General features: G+C 52.4%; 19 protein-coding genes. 5 read left to right on the forward strand and 14 right to left on the reverse strand.

From position 1 onward, the window contains the following. Positions 1–13: 13 nt before the first annotated feature. Both AB1L42_RS17090 and AB1L42_RS17095 read right to left on the reverse strand, forming a co-directional pair. Complete coding sequence (locus AB1L42_RS17090) at positions 14–2,053, reverse strand: acyltransferase family protein (RefSeq protein WP_367058567.1); 2,040 nt, start codon at positions 2,051–2,053, stop codon at positions 14–16. Positions 2,054–2,614: 561 nt separating this feature from the next. Continuing rightward, a complete protein-coding gene (locus tag AB1L42_RS17095) occupies positions 2,615–8,581 on the reverse strand; it encodes a PAS domain-containing protein (protein ID WP_367058570.1) in 5,967 nt (1,988 codons plus the stop codon). Positions 8,582–9,052: 471 nt separating this feature from the next. Between AB1L42_RS17095 and AB1L42_RS17100 the strand changes: the two genes are divergently transcribed. From AB1L42_RS17100 to AB1L42_RS17115, 4 genes are all read left to right on the forward strand, one after another. Continuing rightward, a complete protein-coding gene (locus tag AB1L42_RS17100; RefSeq protein ID WP_367058573.1) occupies positions 9,053–9,619 on the forward strand; it encodes a type 1 glutamine amidotransferase domain-containing protein in 567 nt (188 codons plus the stop codon). 487 nt (positions 9,620–10,106) lie between these two features. After that, the gene (gene hpnC / locus AB1L42_RS17105; RefSeq protein ID WP_367058576.1) at positions 10,107–11,021 is read left to right on the forward strand and encodes a squalene synthase HpnC; all 915 of its coding nucleotides are present in this window, start codon (positions 10,107–10,109) and stop codon (positions 11,019–11,021) included. 620 nt (positions 11,022–11,641) lie between these two features. Next, the gene (locus tag AB1L42_RS17110; RefSeq protein WP_367058579.1) at positions 11,642–14,650 is read left to right on the forward strand and encodes a vitamin B12-dependent ribonucleotide reductase; all 3,009 of its coding nucleotides are present in this window, start codon (positions 11,642–11,644) and stop codon (positions 14,648–14,650) included. Between the two features lie 174 nt (positions 14,651–14,824). After that, positions 14,825–15,322 (forward strand): hypothetical protein, encoded by a 498-nt coding sequence (locus AB1L42_RS17115; protein WP_367058582.1) that lies wholly within the window; start codon positions 14,825–14,827, stop codon positions 15,320–15,322. 106 nt (positions 15,323–15,428) lie between these two features. On the opposite strand, the gene AB1L42_RS17120 is transcribed toward AB1L42_RS17115, so the two are convergent. After that, a complete protein-coding gene (locus tag AB1L42_RS17120) occupies positions 15,429–16,958 on the reverse strand; it encodes an arylsulfatase (protein WP_367059065.1) in 1,530 nt (509 codons plus the stop codon). A 682-nt stretch (positions 16,959–17,640) separates the two neighbouring features. Here AB1L42_RS17120 and AB1L42_RS17125 point away from each other — a divergent pair. After that, positions 17,641–18,039: a hypothetical protein gene (locus tag AB1L42_RS17125; protein WP_367058585.1), complete on the forward strand. Its 399-nt coding sequence runs from the start codon at positions 17,641–17,643 to the stop codon at positions 18,037–18,039. 97 nt (positions 18,040–18,136) lie between these two features. Here AB1L42_RS17125 and AB1L42_RS17130 read toward each other — a convergent pair whose 3' ends face one another. From AB1L42_RS17130 to rplX, 11 genes are all read right to left on the reverse strand, one after another. Then, positions 18,137–19,747 (reverse strand): arylsulfatase, encoded by a 1,611-nt coding sequence (locus AB1L42_RS17130; protein WP_367058588.1) that lies wholly within the window; start codon positions 19,745–19,747, stop codon positions 18,137–18,139. Between the two features lie 165 nt (positions 19,748–19,912). Then, on the reverse strand, positions 19,913–20,695 hold the full coding sequence (gene map / locus AB1L42_RS17135) for a type I methionyl aminopeptidase (protein WP_367058591.1): 783 nt from the start codon (positions 20,693–20,695) through the stop codon (positions 19,913–19,915). 108 nt (positions 20,696–20,803) lie between these two features. Further along, positions 20,804–22,162, reverse strand: a complete 1,359-nt coding sequence (gene secY / locus AB1L42_RS17140) for a preprotein translocase subunit SecY (protein WP_367058594.1) — start codon at positions 22,160–22,162, stop codon at positions 20,804–20,806. A 186-nt stretch (positions 22,163–22,348) separates the two neighbouring features. Next, a complete protein-coding gene (gene rplO, locus AB1L42_RS17145; RefSeq protein ID WP_367058597.1) occupies positions 22,349–22,822 on the reverse strand; it encodes a 50S ribosomal protein L15 in 474 nt (157 codons plus the stop codon). Then, positions 22,822–23,316 (reverse strand): 30S ribosomal protein S5, encoded by a 495-nt coding sequence (gene rpsE, locus AB1L42_RS17150; protein ID WP_367058600.1) that lies wholly within the window; start codon positions 23,314–23,316, stop codon positions 22,822–22,824. Before rpsE ends, rplO begins: the two co-directional genes overlap by 1 nt. Before the next feature lie 74 nt (positions 23,317–23,390). After that, a complete protein-coding gene (rplR, locus tag AB1L42_RS17155; RefSeq protein WP_367058603.1) occupies positions 23,391–23,756 on the reverse strand; it encodes a 50S ribosomal protein L18 in 366 nt (121 codons plus the stop codon). Positions 23,757–23,834: 78 nt separating this feature from the next. Then, positions 23,835–24,380 carry a 50S ribosomal protein L6 gene (gene rplF / locus AB1L42_RS17160; protein ID WP_367058606.1) on the reverse strand — a complete coding sequence of 182 codons (546 nt, stop codon included), beginning with the start codon at positions 24,378–24,380 and terminating at the stop codon, positions 23,835–23,837. Between the two features lie 61 nt (positions 24,381–24,441). Further along, a complete protein-coding gene (rpsH, locus tag AB1L42_RS17165) occupies positions 24,442–24,837 on the reverse strand; it encodes a 30S ribosomal protein S8 (RefSeq protein ID WP_367058609.1) in 396 nt (131 codons plus the stop codon). A gap of 122 nt (positions 24,838–24,959) precedes the next feature. After that, a complete protein-coding gene (locus tag AB1L42_RS17170) occupies positions 24,960–25,145 on the reverse strand; it encodes a type Z 30S ribosomal protein S14 (RefSeq protein ID WP_367058612.1) in 186 nt (61 codons plus the stop codon). A 40-nt stretch (positions 25,146–25,185) separates the two neighbouring features. Continuing rightward, entirely contained in the window at positions 25,186–25,737 is a 552-nt protein-coding gene (rplE, locus tag AB1L42_RS17175; protein WP_367058615.1) for a 50S ribosomal protein L5, read from the reverse strand. A gap of 142 nt (positions 25,738–25,879) precedes the next feature. Continuing rightward, a complete protein-coding gene (rplX, locus tag AB1L42_RS17180) occupies positions 25,880–26,242 on the reverse strand; it encodes a 50S ribosomal protein L24 (protein WP_367058618.1) in 363 nt (120 codons plus the stop codon).

Genomic DNA, 26,242 nt, shown 5'->3' on the forward strand with positions numbered 1-26,242 from the left:
AGTCAACTTCTGTTCAATTCGTCTTCGAATTGAACGGTTGCAATGCCGTTTGAATGGGGGAATTCGATTCTGAAATCGAGCTCGATGATTTTGTGATCTCTTCGAAGACTGGTTCGAGCACTTTGGAGAACAACTTCTCTGCCCCCAGAGGAGTAATGTGATGGCTGTCGCGGTAGAACAAACCATCTTCATCGCAGATCAAGCTATGCCCATCTTCGTCAAATGCATATGGCGTGGGGTCTAGAATCGTGACGAAGTCATTATCCACTTCATCAAAGATCTGATTGATTTCAGACTGCCTCAGATAATGCCTCTGCTTAGAGACTCCGGTTGGAAACGGCTCGTCAAAGAGAACTGAGGAAAAGACTTTCTTCTCCGGGTCGAGTCCTTCCTGATCGGGCGCCTGAGCGACGATCCAGATTCGGGCTCCGGCTTCTTCCAGCTTCGTGATCGTTCTCCGCAGACCTCGCTCGACAACTTCGGAGTACTTGTCCGGAGTTTCGTAATCGCAAAGATCATCGTAAATCATCGACTCAAATTCGTCAGTCGGGTCACTCGATGAGTCTGCCCAGCGTGCTGCCAGAATCACATGCTCAACATCGTGCTCATCGATGAACTCGAGGACGCGATCGTTCCACTCTCGAGACTCGATTCCCTTGTACGGTCGCCAGGTTCCCAATAGAGGCTTCCAGCCTCCGTGCGTGGCAACAACGCAATTGAGATGATGCTTCTTGGCGAGGCGGTCACAGAGTTCAACAATCGCACCGGCGTGGCTGTCGCCCCAAAGGACACAGTCAATTTTGTCATTCGGCCCATCCATCACGCCCACGGTCGGAAGCGATTCACTCAGGACCGCATCGACGCTTCGAGAATACTTCAGCCCTGCCCGCTTTCGCGTTTGACAGAACTTCAGTGCTTCCTCAGTGAATCGGAATCTCATGCCTTCGGTTGAAATGATCCAGGCTGAGAAGACAGACAAACAGACACAGACCGCCACACCTGCTTGAAGTGGTCGCCAGGAAAACGTGGTGCCTCGACCAGATCGGAAAGGCGTCTCAATGTACTTCCATGAAACGAAGGCCAGCAGGAAACTCGCCGCGAGAATGGCCAGCCGAATCATGACGGAGAGATCCTCTCCGAGCCAGTACTTCGGAAATACGATCAGCGGCCAGTGCCATAAGTACAACGAATACGACATCAGTCCAATGGTCGTCAGAAATCGGTGCGACAGAATTCGTCCGACTGTAGTCTGTTCCGAGCTGTTGGCATAAATCACCAGACATGACCCGATGCACGGAATCAGAGCAGCAACTCCGGGAAACAGAGTGGAATTGTCGAAGAGAACCCCAGCGGCAAAAATTGCCAGTATTCCCATCCAGCTCATTCCGGACAGCTGCCAGCGCTTTAAAGCCGACGGTGCCGGCGCATAGGTCAACAACCCGCCGAGCAACATCTCCCAGGCACGGGACGGCAACAGGAAGAAAGCGGAAGTGGGATACACTTTCACAGACCAGATGCTGATCGCCAGAGAAACGAACGTCATCGCAGTCAAAACTTTGACCACTCGTTTCGCTGGCCAGTTCCGCGTCATGAACAAGATGAACGGGAAGAACAAGTAGAACTGTTCTTCAACTGCCAGCGACCAAGTATGAAGCAACGGCATCAAATCTGAGGGGCCGTCGAAATAGCCTGTTTTCGTCCAGAAGTAAAAGTTCGAAACCATCAACTGCTGGCAGATGGCCGAGTCAGCGAGGTACTTCAGATCGTTGGGTAGCAACAGAACGGTGCCGAGCACCAGAGTGACGACAACCATTACTGTTGCAGCTGGGGCGATTCGTCGAATCCGCCGCATCCAGAAGTCCGCGAGGCTGAACTTTTGAGCAGCCTGCTGTTTGCGGATGATGCCAGTGATCAGAAATCCGGAGATGACAAAGAAGACATCAACGCCGACAAACCCGCCGGTGAACCCGAACCCACAGTGGAAGAGAACGACAAGCCCCACCGCAAGTGCACGCAGCCCATCGATATCCGGTCGATATTTCAGTTCACCCATCGCTATACAATCGAGTCAGATTGTCAAATCCGTTGAAGTCCAACAAAACTCAGGTTCTGAAATCTGAGAGCAAGTTGCTCTTTAGTGTGCACTCGCTTGCACTGTTTCATTAGTTGAAAGGCTGTGCTTGCTCGTGCGAGATCGTGCACACAAAATCAGAAAATGCTCTATTCATCGACAATTTTCATGGTTTCTCTGCAATCGCTTCAGCTGAATTCATCGGAGGAATTCTGCATTCACCGAGACGAATCGCTCTTCACCGCGGTTGAAGATGCACGAGATCTGATTTCGACGTAACCCCAAAACTGGCAATTCGAACGGTTTCTGGAATCATTCAACAGTTTCCCTGTACGAATGCATCCACTGACTCATGGACCGTTGAAATCCGATCGCAGAATTTGAGAATTACAAGATGGGACCCGAGTCGAGTTGATGAGGGCAATTCAACCCAACTGGACGCGAGAAGCTATATCAAGAAGACCGGCTTTCGAACAAGATCAATCTCAACCCCTGCCAGACGGGCTCAAGTGCGTTTTCCAGTCACCTTCGGCGGGAGATTCATCAACTCCCGAGTGAACTTCCATTGGACATGAACCGGTCGACCATCTCGACAAGTGCCCGAGAGTGAATCGGCTTGCTGAGATAAGCATTACACCCGGATTCGATGCATCGATTCATATCTCCCTGCATCGCATCAGCAGTGAGTGCGATAATGGGTCCCTGATATCCAATTTTTCGGAGCTGCCGAGCTGTCTCGTAGCCGTCCAGATTCGGCATCTGCATATCGAGGAGAATCAGATCCGGAACTTCACCGACGTTCACACGCTCCGTGATGTATTCGACAGCCTGCTGGCCATCTTCCAATTCATGCACGGTCGCTTGGGCTTTTGTCAGGATGTGTTTTGTCAGGAAACGAACGTCTCTTCGATCATCAACGACGAGAACGCGTCCATCGAGTTGAATCTGCTCGACCGGAGTTGCGACCGGTGTTTTCTCTTCGAACTCCGACGGACTTCCCGGTTCCACGAACTCGACGTCCCCAATGTCTCCGACGGGAATTCGAAGCGTGAACACACTTCCTTTTCCGAGTTCACTCTCGACGCTCACCGTTCCAGAGAGCATTTCGGTCAGCCGTCGACTGATCGCCAACCCGAGTCCCGTGCCTCCAAAGTGTCGCGAGACGGAAGCATCGCCCTGAGAAAACGGTTTGAAAAGACGCTGTTGTTGCTCCGGCCCAATTCCAATGCCAGTGTCGGCAATTTTGAATTCAAGCGAAGTCCTCTCCACAGTCCGGACGGTCAGTGTGACTTTTCCCTGATGCGTAAACTTAATCGCATTACCGACGAGATTCACAAGGATCTGCTTAAGCCGTTTCGGATCGCTATGAATCTTTGCAGGAATCGGATTCGCGTAGATGACATCCAGAATCAGATCTTTTTCGGTGGCACGCACTTCCATGATGCTGCGGACGTCTTCCACGATCCGAGAGGGGTCGAACTTCTCTGAATCCACTTCGAGTTTGCCAGCTTCGATCTTCGAGAGGTCGAGGATGTCGTTGATGATCTCCAGCAGATAGTCACCATTGCGACGAATTGTGTGGAGATACTCGAGGGCTTCCGGATCTGTGATACGACCTTGAATCAATTCGGCGTAACCGAGAATTGAAGTCATCGGTGTACGAATTTCGTGGCTCATATTGGCAACGAATGCACTCTTCGACTCGTTGGCGACTTCTGCCTGTTGCCGCGCGAGTTCGAGCTTGCGTTCGTTATCTCGCTGTCGAGTGATGTCGAGCATGGTGCCAATGACTTGTTCCACCTTCGGCCCATCGACGGAATCGTTCCACATACTCAGCCAGTTCGTCCTGACGTATCGAACCTCACCATCCGGACGAATGACTCGATGCTCCAGATCTCCGCGAGGATGCCAAGGATCGGTCAGCGCCTGCCGAATCGCAGCTGCGTAGGAATCTCGATCTTCTGGATGAATGAACTGCGGAACATCGTCAAACGATTCGGTCAGGATGTCGGTATCGCCGTACCCGAGGATGCGTCGAACTTCGAATGACCAATGAAGTTCTCGCTTAAGTACATCGATGTGGAACGACCCGAATCCCGAAGCTTCTCCTGCAAGGCGTAATCGCTCTTCGTTCAGCTTCAGATTCAACTCGGAGTTTTTTCGCTCAGTGATATCAACTTCCACGCCGACCATTTGAAGCGACGACAACTCGTCTTCCAGGCTCAGATGAGCAAGCGAGAGCACCCAGCGAAATTCTCCGTCGCTGTAAACGCGATACTCAGACCGAAACGGTTCTGTGTTTTCAAGAGCGCTGCGGATTGAGAGTTCCACCTCCGCTCGATCGTCGATGTGAATGCGTTCCAGAAAGTCAGCCAGAGATCCCAGCGGAACCGATGAGGCAAACTCATCTTCTTCGGATCGATCATCCAGCCAGAACCACAGGTCTGTGTTGACATCCCATTGCCAGAGGCTGAGTTCGGCTGCACTGAGAGCAAGCCGCAAACGCTCTTCACTCGCTTCGAGTCGAATTTCGTACTCTTTCTGGTCGGTAATATCCCAATTGAGTCCGTGAATCGAAGTCACTTTCCCGTCGTCATCTCGAGTGACGATTCCCACAGCAGAAATCCATCGAACCAGCCCGTTTGGCCGAACGATACGGAACTGAATTTCGTAGTCGCTGCTGCCGTCGATCGCTTCCAACCAGTGCTGTTGAAGCACGGGCAGATCTTCTGGATGAACGACTGAGAAGAACAACTCCGGCGAAGGAGATTGTTCGAAAGGAAGACCGAGCAGCTCGAATAACTTTGGCTCCCAGAAACTCTTCTCCGGAGTCCATTCCCAGGCGGCCATTTCCCCAGCTTGCAGCGCCATAGAGACCCTGCGTTCGTTTTCGACAAGTCGCTGTTCCGCCCGGTATCTGTCGCGAATGTCGACACCGGATGGAATGAGGTACTCAACCTCTCCATCTGAATTCATGATTGGGGCGATCATGAAATCGATCATCACACCGTCATCGCCAGGAGCGAACAGAGAGACATCGAATCGAACGATCTCACCATCGAACGCTCTTTGCATCGCTTCTCGCATCTGTCGAGCGACGTTCGGATCGTAGCTCCACCACGGAGCATCCGCAAAATGCTTCCCGATCACATCTGCCCGAGTTGTGTGGGCGATTTCGAGCGATCTGTCATCGACTTCGACGAGGTTCCCGTTGCAGTCGATCACTCCTACCAAGCCCAGTTGGTTGTTGATGACTCGGCGAAGATGTGCCTCTCGATCGACGAGGTCCTGCTCACGTTGCCTTCGTTCGGTGATGTCCGAAACCACCCCGAAGAACCCTTCGACCTTTCCTTCAGCGTTCTTTTGGGTCCGCCCACGAGCACGCAGCCATCGCCGCTGACCATCGACTCGATGCACGGCGTACTCTTCTTCGAAAATATCTCCGCCCTCGACGGAGCGTTCGACTGATGCCAGAACGCGTTCTCGGTCCGCTTCGTCGATACGTTCGATGAACTCTTTGGTCGTGATGTCTTGATTGGGAGGAAACCCAAACAACCGGTTGAGGTTTTCATTCGAGACGACTTCGCCCGTCGGAATGTCCCAACTCCAGGGAGCCATCTCGCTGGCTTCGAACGACAGGTCGAGTCGAATCTTGGCCTTTTCCAACTCCCTTTCTGCACGCTTGCGATCATCGATATCGATGTTCATTCCCACCCAGCGGTGAATTGAACCGTCGACTGTTCGTTGAGCGACTGCCCTCACCTGTGTCCAGCGGTATCCTCCCTCATGATGCTGGAGTCGGTACTCGTGATGCATCTGTTCGCCGCTGGCAACAGCCGCCTGCCAGTGTTCCACCAGCCCGGGAAGGTCAGCTGGATGAAGTGCGTCCTGCCAGCCCTCACCGATCCATTCTTCGAATGTCTGCCCTGTAAATGCCCGCCAACTTGGTGAGTCCTCCGTGACTGTTCCATCGGCATCTGTCACCCACACAATCTGTGCGGAAGCATCCACCAGCAGTTGGAAGAGTTCCTGACTTTCGCGCAGCTGAGTCACGTCAATGAAAGTGACAACAATCCCTTCGCACTCTCCGGAATAAGCTCGATAAGGAAGGACACGCCGCAAGTAAGCTTTGCCTGACTGCGCGATGACAGTGTGTTCGACGACACCCTCATCGACGATTTGCTCGAAGCTGGGAAGCTTGGGCATGTCGTCCACGAGAGGCACAAATCTCTCCAGAGGACGTCCAATATCAGAGTTTAATAAGCTGTAGATCTCCTGAATGGCGGGCGTGAAACTGCGGACATTCAACTCTCCATCCAGAAACACGGCCGCGATCTGAGTGCTGCGCAGAAGATTCTCGAGGTCAGTATTTGCTCGCTGCAGAGCGAGGCTTCCTTCTCGAATCTCTTCCTTCGATGCTTCAAGTTCTTCGTTTGCGGATTGAAGCTCCTCGTTCATCGAGAGGAGTTCTTCATTCGATGACTTCAACTCTTCATTCGCTGCTTCCATGTCCTGCAGCGACTTGTCGAGATCGTAGCGAGTCGATTCCAATTCGCGTTCGAGATGGAAAATCAACGAGTCCGCATCCGTCTCTGAATGCGGGTGCGAATTGTCTTCCTCATTGATCGTCGCTGGCAAACCGATTTCATGGAAGACAACAAGGTAAATCGATTCACTCTCTCCGAGGCGGGGCATCGGCTGAACCGTCAACATCATTCGCTGGATTTGATCTCCACTGCGAATCGACAAATCGTCGCGTTGAACCTTGCGACTCGTCTCAACAGCCTCTTTGAGCAACGAACGAAGTCCAATGCGGAGACTGGAGTCGACGATCTTCACCAGGTTGTTGTGGAAGTCTCCAAACTGGAACTTGACGTACTTCTCTAAATCAGAGGAGTGGTTCAGAATCTGACCGAATTCATCAATCACCGCGTACTTGGGTGCGAACTCGTCCAGCACCATTCGCTGGGCCACTTCGGTCAGGTCGACCAGATGTTCCGATCCGCCGCGCGAAGAAGAACTTCGCGGACTTTCTACAGAGGCTGCACGTGCTGTCGGTGTGGGTCGTGTCGATGCTCCTTTTCGTTGTGAGATGCGATGTTTGACATTCACGCAACGAAACAGATCCCCATGCGACGTCATCGACTCGCTCGGACCGAGGAACAAATAGCCTCCCGGTCTTAAAGAGTAGTGGAAGACGGAGAACAGCTTGTCCTGCAAATGCGAGCCAAGATAGATCAGCAGGTTGCGACAGGAAATGAGATCCATTCGCGAAAACGGAGGATCGCTGATCAGATTGTGAGACGAAAACAGAACGTGGTCGCGGACTTCTTTGCAAACATGGAATTGATTGCCGCGCCGGACGAAGAACCGTTTCAGTCGTTCAGAAGAAACATGCTCGGCGATTCCGACCGGATAAACACCGTTCCGTGCGATGTTCAATGCCCGTGAATCGATGTCTGTCGCAAAGATCTGTACACGACAACTGGAATTGGTCTCCCGCAAAACTTCCTCACACAGGATCGACATTGAGTACGCTTCGGCCCCATTCGCACATCCAGCAACCCAAATCCTGACGGGATCTTCCGGGTCCCTCCCTACAAAGAGTGAAGGTAGAACGTCCCTGCGCAGCGATTCGAACGCGTCCGGATCGCGGAAGAAACTCGTCACTCCTATCAGAAGTTCTCGAAACAGGACCTGTGCCTCTTCGGAATGATGCTGAAGGTATCCGAGATACTCGTCTGCGCTATTCAATTTAAGAACATGAATCCGCCGCTGGATGCGTCGGACCAATGTACTCGACTTGTAATGCTGAAAGTCGTGACCGGTCGCTTGTTCCAGCGTTTCACAGAGATCAGGCAGCAAATCCCGCACCTCTTCATGGAAGTGCATCGCCCGTCCACCTCGTTCGAGGTCGATGAAGTGTCGTCGATATTTCAGCAGCTCAGCTGCAATCTCATCAGGAGACAGCACGTGATCCGCAATCCCGATGTCCGCCGCACTGCGCGGCATCGCTTCGGACTCTGCAGTTGCGAGTGATTGAGCAAATGTCACGCCGCCATAGTCACTGATTTCTTTCAGCCCGAGTGAACCATCACTCCCCGAGCCGGCAAGCACAACTCCAACTCCATGATCGCCATAACTGAGCGCAATCGAATGGAACAATTGATCAATGGGGCCCGAAGCCTCCATATCCTCAACGGGACCGGACCGAACTTCGTCGGTCGAGGCTCGCAGCCCGTCATCATTTCCGGACAGGTAAACTGTATTGCCTAACAGCTTTGCGGATTGAGTGACTTCGACGACTTCCATCGACGTCGCGTCCGCAATCTTCCCAACCACCCCAGCACTGCCATCCGAGCCGAAGTGACCTGCGATCAGCACAGCCATCTCAGAGGCTTCCCCCAGAGCCGAAAGCAATTCACAAATAGCATCGACTCCCTCAGCCGAGGCTCCGATGCCTACAACTAACGGACGAGACGCATTTGCGTTCGTTTGCTCCGCTTTCATTCAGGGTGACCTTTTGATCGTTTTGAAAGAGGCAATGAAATTCTGCTCTCTTCGAACGAGTCTCTTATCTCTTGGAAATCACGTCAATCGTTCTCGGCGAACGATAAATCCAATCTCCGCACATTCTAAAAACAAGTGAGAGTCGAATCACTCGAGACGATGCATCTTCAACTCGAGTTTGCAGCCTTTTGTCGCAGCGATCGCTGCATCCATCAAAGAGAAATGATTTCAAACAAGTGCGGAGACACCCGCGAAACAGTCCAGTTTGAAACCTGAGGTCCACTCAACGTGAACTTCCGAGGATAGGGAACTCCGGCATTCGAATTGCTTATCGATTGTATTCAGAAATATCCCGATTGCTTCTTCCAAATAACCCCGAATCTTGAGGATTCGGACGGGACTCTGATTTATTGATCGATTCGTCCAGAAATTTTGGAAGAGATTCACTGTTACCCCTCAGGAGGACCGCAAATGGCTGATCAGCCGCTTCACAACAAGAGAATCGCTTTCCTGGCCACCGATGGCTTTGAACAGGTCGAACTCACTCAGCCATGGGAAGCCATTCAGGAAGCAGGAGCGAACGTCGTTCTCGTCTCACCCAAAGACGGAAAAATTCAGGGAATGAACCACGACGAAAAAGGAGATCTCTTCTCGGTCGACGAGAACGTTCGATCGGTCGCAGCTGAAAACTTCGATGGTCTCGTTCTTCCCGGCGGCGTTGCCAATCCCGACTCGCTCCGCATGGACGAAAACTCCGTTCAATTTGTTCGCGAATTCTTCGAACAAGGGAAGCCCGTCGCTGCCATTTGCCACGGTCTGTGGACGCTGATCGAAGCGGATGTCGTCCTCGACAGAAAAGTCACTTCCTGGCCGAGCCTGAAAACAGACCTCAAAAACGCGGGTGCTCACTGGGTCGACGAAGAGTGTGTCTGCGATGAAGGGCTGGTCACCAGCCGCAATCCCGACGACCTCCCTGCATTCTGCAAGAAAGCAATCGAAGAATTTGCCGAAGGCAAACACGCTGCCCAGACTGCCTGATTTCCTGGAACGAGATACAACGGAACTCGATGACCTGCCACTCTGAAATCGTACTCGGGGTGACAGGTCATCTTGCGTTGTGGCTTCTCATCGATCAGATTTGCGAACGACTTCGAATCTCGTCGATGATCTGTGATGGATTTCCGGTCGATAACTGAGAATCAGGCAATCCGCCGCGCGTCAACTTCGCAGAGGGTTCCTTTTCAAATTGGTGAAAAGCGTCTATAATCCTCTGCTCGAATTTGACAAAACCCACCCCTCTGAGGGTGAAGTATCATTAGCTGAGTGAGAAACCGATGGCAAAGACACAGCGAAAACTGAAGAAAGCGAATCACGGAAAACGCCCGGCCAGTGCACAAGCTCGCCGCGCAAAGCGTAAGATGATCAAAACTTAGGACAAAACCTGAGAACGATCAGCTGCATCTGAACGGATATTCAGAAAACAGGGACGCACGAATCAGTGCGTCCTTTTTTTATGGTCAGGCGTATGTCATCTGTGATTGAGGATCTGAAGAAATGGGGCCCGGATGGCACCGGAGCACCGCTCAATCTGTCCGAAGCTGAGCAGTACACCCGGCAACTAGCGACCACTCACTACGAGAATTTTCCAGTTGTGACGAAAGTCGTCCCGCGTGACCTGCGTCAGCACTTCGCAAATGTCTATGGATTCTGTCGGTGGGCGGATGATTTAGGGGACGAGACCGGGTCACCGGAGGAATCACTCAGACTTCTCAGTTGGTGGAAGAGCGAACTGCATCGCTGCTACGAGGGCCAGGTCAGCCATCCGATTTACGTCGCGCTCAAACCAACGATCGAGAAATTCTCCATCCCGATCGACCCGTTTGAAGATCTGATTTCTGCGTTTGAACAGGACCAGTCCGTTCAAAACTACGACACGTTTTCTCAACTCACCGACTACTGTCGCCGCAGCGCCAATCCGGTCGGTCGCATCGTTTTGCACCTGATCGGTTCTCCTCACCCGGAAAATCTTCGCTGCTCCGACTCAATCTGCACCGGCCTGCAACTCGCCAACTTCTGGCAAGACGTCTCTCGCGATCACGACATCGGACGCGTTTATCTTCCACGAGAGGATCGTGAGCGATTCGGGTATTCTGACGAAGATCTTGAAGACAAACGGTTCACACCGGAGTTCCGACAGCTGCTCGAATTTGAAGTCGACCGGACTCGTGAGCTGTTTCGCGAGGGCGAACCGCTGGTTCGATCACTCTCTGGGCGATGGCGAATCGTCGTGGACCTCTTTTCTCGCGGCGGACAGATGGTTCTCGATGAAATTACCCGACTCGACTACAACGTCTGGCGTCAACGACCAGTCATCACGAAATCGCACGCAGCGAAAGCCTTGCTGAAAAGCATCGTGTCGTCGGTCATCGGGCGACGCTGACGCAATTGCTCCCATCCATCGATCTGCTTTCGCCAACCACCAGATGAAGTCGCTTCTGAAACCAGTTTTGGAAGCTGACATCGCGGACACAACTTACGAATCATGTATCGCTACCGGCTTGTCACAACTCTTTCGAACACATTGACTTGTGTTTCTCAAACGAGCAAACAACAAGATCGGGTATTTGGAGGAATTGACGGACTTGGATCTATTCTCCAAAGATTTGGGAAATCGTTAGTCCAACACAGTATTGAAGTTTGGTCAATCGGTGCCTCTCACAGGTGAAGCTGCGGAGCAATCGAAATTGACAATCTGAACAGAGAATTTATAGTTGACCCCCATCGCTCGCTTCACAATATCTTGCGTCAATCGACGAGCTTCACACAATAAATTGTGTCAATCTCCTGTTTCTGTCCAGTTTGGCCACTGCCGGTTCTTTCTGCATCCGATACTATAGGTACGTCACGCACGTACACTGCACAAGAATTCAGTAGCGTTCATGCTGCGCGGACGGAGCTCGTGAGCTGACATTTGGGGGCGTGAGTGCGTAGTGAGCGTTTCGATTGAGCGCGTTGCTGATCGAATGAGACGAGAAACGATGCAGAGTGGAGAGGTGCACGATGCACAATTCAGAAGGAATGACGGTGTCGCAGACGAACTTTCAGGGTGCTGGAGTACAAGGGTTGCGTGTCGATCCTTATTTCTGTCCCGCCGGCGCCGACCCGTTTGAAACAGTCAATTGGGTTCCACGATCAGCCCAGATTAAAGACGAAAACGGTGGTGTTCTGTTCGAACAGAATGAATGCCTCGTCCCGTCCAGCTGGTCTGCGTTGGCGACGAATGTTGTCGTCTCAAAATATTTCTTTGGAGAACCAGGAACTCCGCAACGCGAAACAAGCGTTCGGCAAGTCATCTACCGTGTTGCCCGAACCATCGCGAACTGGGGAATTCAGGACGGGTACTTCGCCACTCCTGAAGATGGAGAAACCTTCTACCGCGAACTCGCCTGGCTGTGCACACATCAGCACGGCTCATTCAACTCGCCGGTCTGGTTCAACGTCGGCCTGTTTCATGAATACGGAGTGAAAGGCTCGCAAGGCAACTACCACTTCGATCCAAACACAAAACGGATCGAGCGTCCGGAAACTCCTTACGAATTCCCGCAGGCGTCCGCATGTTTCATTCAGTCCGTCGAAGACTCGATGGACGGCATCATGCGACTCGCCACGTCCGAAGCAATGCTCTTCAAATTCGGATCAGGAACCGGCACAGATCTGTCCACCATCCGCAGCTCTCGCGAAAAACTCTCCGGGGGCGGAACACCTTCGGGCCCACTCTCGTTCATGCGAGTGTACGACCAGATCGCAGCTGTCGTGAAGTCCGGAGGAAAGACTCGCCGTGCAGCCAAGATGCAGTCGATCAAAGACTGGCATCCTGACGTGATGGATTTCATTCAATGTAAAACCAAGGAAGAAAAGAAAGCCCACACGCTCATCGCCAGCGGCGAATACGACTCGAACTTCAACGGCGAAGCGTACTCGTCGATCATGTTCCAGAACGCGAACCTTTCAGTTCGCCTCAGCGACGAGTTCATGCAGTCTGTCGAAAACGACTCGGACTGGACCACACGCTGGGTCACTGATCCCAGCAAAGACGGCCCCACCTACAAAGCCCGAGAAATCCTGCGAGCCATGGCCGAAGGCACGTGGCAGTGTGGAGATCCGGGCGTCCAGTACGACACCACCATCAACAGCTGGCACACCTGTAAGAACTCCGGACCGATCAATGCATCGAACCCATGTTCGGAATACATGTTCCTCGACGACACCGCCTGCAACCTGTCGAGCATCAACCTTAAGAAGATGATGCGACCAGACGGTTCCTTCGATGTCGAACGTTTCCGAAGAGCTTGTTCGATCTTCATCACAGCCCAGGAAATCCTCGTCGATCACGCGAGTTACCCAACTCCAGCGATCGCTGAGAACTCCCATCTCTATCGACCGCTCGGTCTTGGATACGCCAACCTTGGCAGCTTGCTGATGACGATGGGTATTCCTTACGACAGCGATGCTGGACGTGGAATTTGCGGTGCTTTGACCGCGATTCTCAACGGCGAAGGATATCGAACCTCCGCCGAAATCGCTGGCAACATCGGACCGTTCGCGGGTTACCGTGACAACGAACAACCGATGCTCAACGTCATGCAGATGCATCGAAACGCCGTCGAGAATATCGACTCTTCCTGCCCTGCCTACCTGCAAGATGCAGCCCGACAAGTCTGGAACGAGTGCCTGCAGCTGGGCCGACAAAACGGTTACCGCAATGCTCAGGCAACAGTCCTCGCACCGACGGGAACAATCGCCTTCATGATGGACTGCGACACCACCGGCATCGAACCGGACATCGCACTCATCAAATACAAGCAACTCGCTGGCGGCGGAATGATGAAAATCGTCAACCAGACGGTCCCACACTCGCTGCAGGTTCTCGGATACGATGAACCGGAAATCAAAGGGATTCTGGAGTACCTCGAGGAAAACGAGACGATCGAGGGAGCTCCTGGCCTCAAGGATGATCACCTGCCCGTCTTTGACTGTGCTTTCAAGCCTGCCAACGGCAGCCGCTCGATTCACTGGCGTGGACACGTCGGCATGATGGCGGCAGCTCAGCCGTTCCTGTCGGGAGCCATTTCCAAGACAGTCAACATGCCTTCCACTTCGACCGTGGAAGACATCGAGAACGCCTACATCGAAGGTTGGAAACTCGGCCTCAAAGCCCTCGCGATTTACCGCGATGGTTCCAAGCAGAGCCAGCCTCTCGCCACCAAGAAAGAAGGCGACCGCAAAGCTGGCTCGTCCGACCGGCCAAAACGCAGACGGCTCCCGGACACCCGACAATCGCTCACCCACAAATTCAATGTTGGTGGTCACGAAGGCTACATCACTGTTGGTCTCTTCGAAGACGGAGCCCCCGGCGAACTCTTCATCGTCATGGCGAAAGAAGGATCGACGATCGGTGGTCTCATGGATGTGATCGGCACGGAAACGTCGCTCGCACTTCAATTCGGAGTGCCGCTTGATGCCCTTGTGAACAAGTTCAGTCACGCCCGATTTGAGCCTTCCGGTTGGACCACCAACCCGGACATCCCCGTCGCCAAGAGTGTTGTCGATTACATCTTCCGATGGCTCGGCATTACGTTCATCGACGGCTACCGCGAAGCGAACACGCCGAAGCGGGACGACGGAGACAAGTCGGCAAACCCCACTAAACCCTCGCATCATGACGACGCAGAGGGAGAAGCACAGGACGCCGCTTCAAAGGTCGCTGCTCGAGTTTTCGAACGAGCCAACGCTCCGAAAAAGACTCAAGAGCCACAAGGCCAACATTCCAACGGCCACAGTACCAATGGCAACGGCCATCGCTCTACAGAGACCAATGGTCAGCAACCCGCCGAGCAGATGACTTCGCAGAATCTGGAGGTCCTTCATCTCGAAGTGAACGACCGATCCAGCCAGTTCGCAGAATTCCAGTCGGATGCCCCCGCATGCGACAACTGCGGAGCCATCACTTGCCGCAACGGCAACTGTTATCTCTGTCACAACTGCGGCAACAGCATGGGCTGCTCATAACCAAAGTTGCGACGCTCAACATGATTACGCACTTAGCCCCGGGTGACTCACCCGGGGCTAAATTGTGACTCACCCGGGGCTAATTTTTGAATCACACGTTGCTAAAGTGCAAAACTCAATTTGAATCTAGAATTCAAATCCGCACGCCGTTCAAGAAACTGAAACACACGGGCCATGAGTTCGAACATCCTCGCAACCATGTTTACGTTCACGACGTACGGAACATGGCTCCGTGGTGATCAACGCGGTTGGGTTCAGCACGGCCAAGTCTACTCTGAAAACCCACAACTTGAAGCATCCGATCGCGCACGGATGAAACATGCCCCATTCTACTTCGACGAAGATCAGTGGTTCGAAATCGGGGACAAGATCGGAACACAACTGACCCAACGCTCAGACGTCAAGATTCTCGCGATGGCCATTCGAAGCTGGCACGTCCACTTTCTGGTCAGCGCGTCGTGCCATGAGCCCGGAGTCATCGCTAAGTGCGCGAAAGATGCGGTGAGATACCATTTGCGGCCGGGGCGACCGATCTGGACGACTGGCTACGACAAAAGATATTGCTTCGACGAACAAACGGTTTTCAATCGCGTCCGGTACATTGAGCGACACAATACCGAACTCGATCGTCCACCACGCCCATGGGATTTCATCACCGACTGGCGCATGTAGCGAACTCAATAACAACAATTTAGCCCCGGGTGAGTCACCCGGGGCTAAACGCACAATTCTCAATCAACTCACTCTCAAGAATCGCAGCAAATTCACGTAACGAATCTTAACGAGGCTTCATGCTCTCAAGTTCCTTGAGCCGCTTCAGTGCATCTTGCTGCTTCAACAATCCATAGTTGATTCCAGCTGCATTGAGCGAAGTTCCCGTCTGGAACGGGTAATCATTGAAGTCTGCAAAGAAAGCCTTGATCTGCTGCTGAATCGGGACGAGCAACCAAATCTGTCGAGCGTACCAGTCGAGATAACTTCCCCCTTCGTCCATCGCTTTTTCATACGGGTCCATACGCAGATTCGTGATCATCGCCCACGACGTCACTTTCCGAGTTCCGGCAGCAATGTTCCCCTCGTTCTGTGCAAAGGCAACTTTCCAGTCTTGCCATCGGATGGCATTCAGGTTCCCGCCCTGATCGAAGTAGAAGATCTGCTCGCGTGGCCCCTTATCTTGCTCCCCTTTGAAGTAGGGAACAAAATTGAACCCGTCGAGGTGAACACGGAAATCTGTTCCATCGAGCTTGGTTCCTTTAGCCAGTTCTTCTTTCACATCTGTTGCACCGGCAGCAGCACACAACGTCGGGAACCAGTCGAGGTTCGAAATAATTTCGTTCGAGACACTTCCCGGATCGATAACACCAGGCCAGCGAATCATCATCGGAACGCGGAATCCACCTTCCCAAGTCGTTCCCTTCTCGCTTCGGAACTGTGTCATCGCTCCATCCGGCCACAGTGCGATTTCCGCCCCATTGTCAGTGCTGTAGATGACAATGGTGTTTTCCGCGATCTTAAGTTCGTCCAGCAGATCTAAGAGCTGTCCGACATGTCCGTCGTGCTCAACCATTCCGTCTGCATGAATTCCCATGCCGGTCTTGCCGTACGATTCCTTTTTGAGATGGGTGAAGACATGCATGCGAGTGGAATTGAACCACATGAAGAACGGTTTCTCCGCTTTCACCTGTCGTTCAATGAAGTCTTTCCCCGCGTCCAGGAATTCTTCATCGATCGTTTCCATCCGCTTACTTGTCAGCGCTCCGGTATCCTCGATTTTCCCATCCGCAGAAGAGCGAATCACTCCACGTGGTCCGAATCGCTTTTTGAACTCCGGGTCCTTCGGATAGAAATAGCCTTCTGGCTCTTCTTCCGCGTTCAAGTGATACAAGTTGCCGAAGAACTCATCGAAACCGTGGTTGGTCGGCAAATGCTTGTCCTGATCGCCGAGGTGATTCTTTCCGAACTGACCGGTTGCATAGCCTTGATCTTTCAAGACGTTGGCAATGGTCGGCATCCACTCTGTAATCCCGTGATCATCACCGGGCATCCCGATCGTGAGAAGCCCCGTTCGGAATGGTTCCTGACCGAGAATGAAGCTCGCTCGACCAGCTGTACAACTTTGCTGACCGTAAGCGTCTGTGAAAAGCATCCCCTCATTGGCGATACGATCAATGTTCGGCGTTTTGTATCCCATCATCCCGCGTGAATATGCACTGATCTGCGGAATGCCGATATCGTCTCCCCAGATCACAAGAATATTGGGTTTGTCTTGAGCAAAAGTCGATTGCTGATCGACACCGAACAGCGTCATCGCAATCGCAAGAAACAGCGTGCTTCTCAACATGGTTTCACTTTCTTAGCTCTGAATCCAGAACTTGTATGGAACCACCCGGTAGCCCCGCATAGAGAATTACACCACCGCAATTCTCTTCCCCGGGCAGCAAACTCGTTCCCGGCATCATGCCATAAGAAAATTTCGAATCCAAGCCTCGCAGCACCAGTCTCCGACAAATGCCGGCACCTTTTCAACCAGATGAAGATGTGAAGAAGAAGCGACGTCACCAAGCATCTTGAGCAGCTTCCAAACAAACTGGTTGTTGCTGTTTGCGATTGCAATGAGCAATCAGCAAGAGGACTTTTGATTCACCACCTGCTCGCTTGACCGACAGGAACGGAAGAGTGTCGAATATCAATCAACGCGTTCAAGCTTCCATTACAGTACTCGCAGCTTAGTTTTCAAAGCATCTGCTGACAGAAAATGCATGCTAACTTACTTGCTGGGAGCAATTCTGAACTGAGAATCCGACAATCTTGAACCCCAATCAGAAAGGAATGAGCAGAGTGCTCGTGATAGCGAAGTGTTAGATCATTCTGAACTCCGAAACCACATCCGAACACTAACCTGTCGTGCATGGGACAGCTTGAGAAACAGCGAGTATCTAAACCCAAAACTCGACAATGAGCGAGGACTACGGTTTGGGAGACCAAGGCTCATGTTCTGGCGCACCGCTGATGGATTTCACGATTACGAACCAGAAACACTGACGGTCTTTCATCCGTTTAAGGACCAATCTCTACTCCTTCGCAAAGCGATCTGGAACCGTTCCTCAGACATGAAGAGAGTCTTCGAATTCAGCGAGGATCAACACTCATGCGCGGCGTTCATTCCGATTCCAACCATTACCGTTCAAGACGCCACGATCGAAATGGATGAATTCGAATCGATCCTCGCCCGAGCAAATGAAATCAGACTGCCGTTCATCTGGCCATGGTCGAACGACCGCGACAGCTTGACTGAAGATGTCGGAAAAGTCGGAATGGAAGTCTTCGACATCGCCCAGCCGCAAGCAAGCTTGCGACTTGAGTGGGCTGTCGATCCGCCTCCAGAATGAGAGCCAGTTTTGGAATGGTTCGACCACATGTCGAATTGGCTGGAATCCCATCTCAAGCCGTGACGACAAACATTGCGGTTCAACCGCCGCTCACTCCTCAGTGACGTTCAAACCTCGAATTGCCGCGAGCCTTGCACTCTTCCAGAAGCGCCTGCAGCTCCGCCACGATTTCCGGTTGCTCGTAGTAGAGATTCTGAGTCTCACCCGGATCATCTTCGAGATGATAGAGTTGCCCCGGCGCAGCAGGTGCAGACTCGGGTAAGGCGTACTGCTGTAGTTGTTTCGAGTCGTATCGATTCCCTCCCGACCCTTTGTGGTCGAGAAACTTCCACGGCCCTTTGCGAATCGCCAGTGCTAGGCTGATCGTTTGATGAAGAACGAAATCACGCGCTGCGCCTGAGTCTTCTCCTTTCAAAGCAGCGAGAAACGAAACGCTGTCCTCAGCAGCCTCGTCAGGTAGAGGAACTCCCATCAGGTCAGCACATGTCGCCATGATATCCGTTAGACAAACGAGCTGATCAGAGACAGCTCCGGCCTTCACAACTCCGGGCCATCGAACAATCAACGGAACTCGATGCCCCCCTTCCCAGTTGTCACGTTTCATCCCGCGCCAGGGATTCGCTCCGTCGTGCTGATATCGCTCACGCATATTGACAACAGTTCCCACTTCCGGACCATTGTCGCTGGTCACGACAACGATGGTTTTCTCAGCGATTCCGAGTTCGCCCAGCTTCTTCGTAAGCTGACCAACAATGTCATCAAACTCGAAGATGAAGTCGCCATGAGGGCCTGCCTCAGTCTTTCCCTGATAGACCTTGCCCGGAAACGACGGCAGGTGGACAGCCTGCATGGAGTGGAACAGGAAGAAAGGCTTCTCTGGATTTCGCTCCACATGGTCATCAAGAAACTGCAGACTCTTCTCAAGGAAAACGAGGTCAACTTCTTCGTGATCAAACCCGGGAGCGACGAGCCCCTTGCGACAGTCAAACGACCACTCGTGCTTGGGCAACCGCGATCGATCAAGCACACTCACCGGAGGAAATGGAATGAGGTCGTTCTCAATGTACGCGTACAGCCAGTCAGTTGTCGGGCAACAAGCTGTCCCAAAAAACTGATCGAATCCGCGATCGACCGGTCCGTCCGGAATGGCTCGCGAGTAATCAATCCGCTCGACGCATTCGAGCCCATTCTCGGTAATCGACTCTCCTTGCTCGTCGAAAAAAGTCATCCCGACATGCCACTTCCCGAACATAGCAGTGGCATAACCTTCATCTCTCAGCATCTCCGGCAACGTCAAACGATCATCAGTAATCAGACAGGGTCCACCCGCACCGCTGAAGACTCCGCGATAATCCAATCGAAACGCCATCTGCCCGGTCAACAAGCTGTACCGCGTTGGCGTACAAACCGTGGAAGGACTATGCGCATCGGTGAATTTCATGCCTTCAGCCGCGAGCCCATCCACATGCGGCGTCGGAACCTTCGATTCAGGGTTGTAACAGCCGACGTCACCGTAACCCAAATCGTCCGCCAGAATGAGAAGGATGTTGGGGCGTTGTGTCTGCTCGGCACAGAGTTTGTTGTCAGACAGCCCCATCAATAGAAACGAGAGGCTGAGAAGCAGTACCCGGGTCGCGAGTCTGAATCGCCGTTGAGGACAACGACAATACTGAGAACAGCCACGCACTATCGAGAGAAGTGAAACCATAGTCTCTCTGCCTGTTGGTCTTCAGAACATCACCCACTTACCAAGCAAGTGGCTTCCATCGCTCGTCAGCTGGCGATTCTAATGAAACACCACCCCCAAAGGCACTCAAGCCATTCAATGACTTGCTGTTCGACCTGTTCGCCAAATTGCCATCGTGGCGAACACTTACTTTTCGCCCACGCCTTCAGTCAGACGAATCGGACCATCTTCGGTCAACGCGACTGTGTGTTCGAAGTGGACGCTTCGTTTGCCATCGGCAGTCACCACTGTCCACTGATCTTTCAGGACTCGAATGTCCGAAGTTCCGCCGTTCAACATTGGCTCGACCGCCAACACCAATCCGGGCTGAAGTTCGAAGTCATCCCGTTGCAGAGATTCCGTTGTGTAGTTGGGAACCTGAGGCCCTTCGTGCATTTCTCGGCCAATCCCGTGTCCCACGAACTGTTCCACCAGAGACAGCCGTTTTGTTTTGGCGAGCTTCATCATCTTCTTGGCCACTGTCGACCACTTCTTCTGCCTGCCCATCTGCTCGATGGCAACGTTCAACATTTCTTCACCGACATCGAGCAGGTGTTGCGACTCCGCATCAACATCGCCTACCGGATAGGTCCAGGCAGCATCACCGCACCAACCGTGAATTCGGCAGCCGGTGTCAACACTCAAGATATCCCCACTCTTCAGGGGTTCCGTCGAAGGAATTCCATGGACAACCTGTTCGTTCGGACTCATGCACGTCACGGACGGGAACGGGGTTGTGCCTTCACCGGGATACCCTTTGAAGAGCGGTTCTGCGTCCTGAGCTGCGAAGAATTCCTCGACCGCTTGATCGATTTCCAGAGTCGTCACACCGGGTTCGATCATCTCTCGAACAATCCGATGAGCACGAGCGACGAGCTCACCAGCATCTCGCATCAATCCGATTTCACGCTTACTTTTCAGCGTAATCATGACAAGCTCCCAGACTCGCTGTCTCACAGTTCTGCTGAATCAAACGAAAACACCCGGCTCACGCCGGGTGTTGATTCTCAAACTAAAATTGAAGCTCGATACTTCCAATTAAACTTCTTCTGACTCCAGCATTCCTGGCTTGTTTCGCATCACAAGATGGCTGTCAATTTTCTGAACAAGGTCCAGAGCCACAGAGACGACAATCAGAAGGCCGGTTCCCCCGTAGAAACTGGCTACTAGGAATGAAATATCCATTCCCATGGCGACGAGTGTCGGGATGATTGCAATCAATGCGAGGAACCCTGCTCCGACATAGGTAATGCGAGTCATCACCTGATCGAGATATCGTTCTGTGTGCGTCCCAGGACGATAACCCGGAACGAAGCTTCCATAGTCCTTCAAGTTCTCAGCCATGTCCTTCGGGTTGAAGGTGATGCTCGTCCAGAAGTAACAGAAGAAGAAGATCAAAGCGACATTCAACAAGTTGTAAACGAGTCCACGTCCACCGGAGAACGTCCCTTCTGCCTGAGCCAGGAACCAGTTTTCTGGGAACTGCTGACTCAACCAGCTGAAGATAAACATTGGGAACATAAGCAAGCTGGATGCAAAAATGATTGGCATCACGCCAGCCTGATTCACTCGCAATGGAAGAAACTGTCGTTGCCCGCCCAAAACACGCCGACCGCGAACGTGTTTAGCACTTTGAATTGGAATCCTTCGCGTTGCCTGAGTGATCGCAATGACGCCCAGAACAACCGCGACAAAGATCACTCCCAGCGGCAACAACTTATCAATTCCGGCGTCGGTTCCGAGCCCGATCCCGCTTCTCATCGCAGGTCGCAGCAGTTCCATTCCCGCCGACGGCATCTGAGCCAGAATACCTGCCATGATCAACAGGCTGATTCCGTTGCCGATCCCATATTCGTCGATCTGCTCACCGATCCACATCAGCAGAAGCGTTCCGGTCGTCATCGTGATCGTGGCCACTATGTGGAAGAAGAAAGTATTGTACTCTTCGAGCACCAAACCGTTTCCAATCCCACCGCCGCTCAACACGCGAATCCAGAAGTAACTCTGAGCAAGACAGATAGCGACTGTTGCGTACCGAGTATATTCGTTGATCTTCTTCCGACCGGTTTCGCCTTCTTTCTGAAGAGCTTCAAGCGGTGGATAGACCTGTCCCAGCAACTGGAAGATGATCGATGCCGAGATATACGGCATGATTCCAAGCCCGAAGATCGTCGCGTTTCCAAGTTGAGAAGCTGAAAGCAAAGCAACAGCTTGGAGCATTTGCCCCATTCCCTGCTGGCTTGCCATCTTCTTGAATGTTTCCGCGAACTGCGCCTGGTCGATGAATGGCAGCGGAATCGAAAAGCCCATCCGATACACTGCCAGCAAGATCAGCGTGATGTAAATCTTCTGGCGAAGCTCGGGAATTGTAAAAACGGTTCGCAAGCGAGAGAGCATTAAACAACGTCCTTATCGTCAACCGCTCGGTCAATCCCAGGCCGAACGGACTCAGTGCTCGTTGTTATTTTCTAGAGCACAACTGTCCATACGAGCCGAACTGCACAGGGGTTAACGCATTCACAACGATCCGTGCAAGTCCAATTGTGCGTAAATCCACCAAACTCACTGACTTCATCCAAAACACTATTCGCTTGCGCTCTGTGAAGCTTTGGAGATTTCAATTGTTTTTCCACCGGCAGCTTCGATTTTCTCTTTTGCGGACTTTGAGAACCGGTGTGCGTGAACGGTCAACTTCCGTGACAGTTCTCCGTCACCCAGAATCTTGATGAAGTCATAAGATCCCTTTGCGAGACCGAATTTCTTCAACGATTCAGGAGTCACTTCTGCACCGTCTTCGAACTGTTCGTTCAATGTTGAGACGTTGACAGCGATGACTTTCTTGGCGAAAGCATTGTTGTTGAAGCCGCGTTTCGCGACGAGTCGGAACAGAGGCATCTGTCCACCCGCGAAACCCAGTCGGCGTGAATGACCACTACGGCTGCCTTCACCCTTATGTCCGCGACCGGAAGTCTTCCCGTGTCCGGAACCAGGTCCGCGACCAACGCGCTTGCGTTTCTTGTGCTTATGAATTCCGTCGTGTACGTCATTGATAATCATTAGACTTCTACTCCACGCAAGCGAGCAACGTGATCCCGTGTTCGCAGTTTCGACAAAGCGTCAAATGTCGCTTTCACCAGATTGACCGGGTTACTCGACCCACGACTCTTGGTGAGAATGTCTGTTACACCAGCGAGTTCGACAACGGCGCGAACAGTCTCACCTGCGATAATTCCTGTACCAGGAGCAGCAGGCACAAGCACGACTCGTGAAGCACCGAAACGACCTTCAACCTGGTGAGGGATGGTCGTTCCATCGAGTGCGACGTCTTGCAGACGTCGATTCGCTTGTTTGGTCGCCTTTTCAACGGCGATTGGAACTTCCGTTCCTTTGCCGTAACCGTACCCGACACGACTGCTCTCGTCACCGACAACAACCAGCGCGGCAAAGCTGAATCGTCGACCACCTTTAACCACACAGGCACACCGACGAATCTGCACGACTCGTTCAGGATTCTTCGTAGAATGACCTTGTCCGCTATCTTGTTGCGCCACTGTGGCAACTCCTGATCAATAAATTGAAATCGTGAAGAAGTCGGCCTTTGAATTCTGCCGACATCCCCGATGTTCTAAACTTCAACGCCTGCTTCACGGACACCGTCCGCGATCGCCGCAACACGGCCATGATACTTGTACGATCCACGATCGAATGCAACTTTCTTGATACCGGCTGCTACGGCACGTTCGCCCAGAGTTTTCCCGACGAGCTTCGCTACTTCAACCGTTCCGTGTGGCTTGCCTGCCCCGCCGAGGTCACCTTCCAATGAACTCGCAGAAACGAGAGTCCGGCCCGATTCATCATCGATGATCTGAGCGGAGACGTTCCGATTGCTCCGAAACACAGACAACCGGAGTTGCCCCGTCGCTCGGACGCGATTTCGAACATGATAACGCCGACGAACTCGTTGGCCGGCAATTCGCCTTTGTACCTTCATGATTGACTTCCAATAATTTCCGAACCGGCAATTTAACTCATCAATGTGAATCGAACAAATGTCGTCGACAAATCGCTGTTAGCTACCGAATGCCTTACCAGCTTTACGACGAACATGTTCTCCCTCGTAACGAATCCCTTTGCCTTTGTATGGTTCAGGAGGTCGGACTCGGCGAATGTTCGCTGCGAATTGACCCACAGCGTGTTTGTCACAACTCTTCACGACAATTTGAGTCGTGGACGGCAACTCGCACGAGACGTTCTCCGGCACTGGGAGGCGAATTGTATTCGCAAATCCCACTTGTAAAGCGAGTTCTTTACCGTTCAGTGTCGCTTGATAACCGACACCTTGAATTTCCAACTTGCGAACGAATGGCTCTTGAACACCAGCCACCATGTTCGCGACGAGTGCCCGAGTCAGTCCGTGCAGAGCGCGGCTTTGTCGCTGCTCATTGGGGCGTTCAACACGAATTTCACGTGAATCTCCATCCCAAACGACGTTCATCAACGGATGATGGTCAAACGACAACTCGCCGTGTTTTCCCTTAACGCGAACAGTGCCACCGTCGATTGCAACATCGACACCGTCAGCAACAGGGATAGGCTTTTTACCAATTCTTGACATGTCTTCCACCTGCAGTTCAGATCAACATTCCGCGAAGAATGCGAACTGTTTCATCTGATCACTACCACACTTCACACAAAACTTCGCCACCGACGTTCTTTTTTCGAGCTTCCCGGCTACTCAGAACCCCTTGGTTCGTCGACAGCACGCAAATCCCCATGCCGTTCAAGACTTCTGGGATGCTGTGACGATCTGAGTAGATTCGTCGCCCTGGCTTGCTGATTCGAGCGATTCGCTGAATCACACGTTCGCCAGTTGGGCTGTACTTGAGGTTGATACGAAGAACCGACTGCGGATGCTCTTCAACGACTTCGTAGTCCCAAATATAACCCTCACGCTGCAACACCTCGGCAATTCCGACCTTCACTTTGGATGTCGGAATATCGACGAATGGACGCTCGATCTGAATCGCATTGCGAATTCGAGTAAGCATGTCGGCAATCGGATCAGTCATCATTGTTGATACAACCTCAAACACTTTTCAGCGCTAAATTTGGCGGCCCTGACCGCCAATCAACGATCTCTTCGCAACTTGAACAAGAAAAACAAGGAACGAGGATCGTACCCGTCCCGCGACTGCTACCAGCTGGCCTTCTTCACGCCTGGCACAACACCATCGAGACACAGGTCTCGAAAGCAGATTCGACACACTTTGAATTTACGATAAACCGCACGAGGCCGACCGCAGAGAGCACAACGACGTTCAATGCGTGTGCTGAACTTTGGCTTCTTACTTGCTTTCGCGATTTTCGACTTACTGGCCATAACTCAATTCCAACACTTGTTAGATCTCACCAACCACGACTTAGCGGCTGCTTCCGTCCTTAAAGGGCATTCCGAATTCGCGAAGAAGCAACCGAGCCTCATCGTCAGTCTCAGCACTGGTCACAATGGCGATGTTCATTCCCTGAACGTGCTTGACGTTATCTGCATCAACTTCAGGGAAAACCAGTTGCTCACTAATTCCGAGACTGTAGTTTCCGCGACCGTCGAAAGCTTTCGCACTCACTCCGCGAAAATCTCGAACTCGAGGCAGAACCAGCGTAATCAGTCGGTCGAGGAACTCGTACATTCGCTGTTTGCGAAGTGTCACAGCTCCACCGATCCGCATACCTTCTCGGAGCTTGAACTGAGCAATCGACTTGCGAGCTCTTCGCACAGATGGCTTCTGGCCAGTGATCTGCTCAAGGTACCCGAGTGCTTCATCCAAGACCTTCTGATCCTGAACTGCAGCAGTCACCCCCATGCTGACCACGATCTTTTCGATTCGTGGCAGACTGTGGGGATTGGACCGTCCCAACTCGCTGGCGAGCTTTGGGACGATCTCTGTCGCGTACTTTTCCTTCATTCGGGCCATCGCACCCACCTTTGAACTCATTATCAATTGTGCTTGCCGACGTCAGTGTGTGCTTTCAAGCCACTGAATTCTTTGCACTCTGTCTGATTCAATCTTCTTCGAACTCATTTGTATCCGAGAAACCCTCGGAACTCCGTTGCTACTACTTCTTCGCGTATTTCTCACGAGCAGGGCTAACTACACCCACTCCGTTTGAACAGCTACGACAGAAGCGTTCTTTTTCACCTGCATCGTTGTACCGGTAGCCGAGTTTCACACCCTTGCCACACTCGCTGCAGTAGTACATCACATTCGAGCTTTGAATGGGTTTTTCCATTCGCAGTCTTCCACCCTGCGGGCTCCGTGGATGGCCACGACGAACGTGCTTGTAAACGAGGTTCACGCCCTCGATGACAACTTTTTTGCCTTCGTCCAGCACTTCCTGGACAACGCGAGGCCGTGGCTCCGCACGATCCTTATCATCGCCAGCGACAACCACAACCAAATCACCACGTTTGATTTTCAT

The organism is Thalassoglobus sp. JC818, from assembly GCF_040717535.1.
In the GTDB taxonomy this organism is placed as follows: Bacteria; Planctomycetota; Planctomycetia; order Planctomycetales; family Planctomycetaceae; genus Thalassoglobus.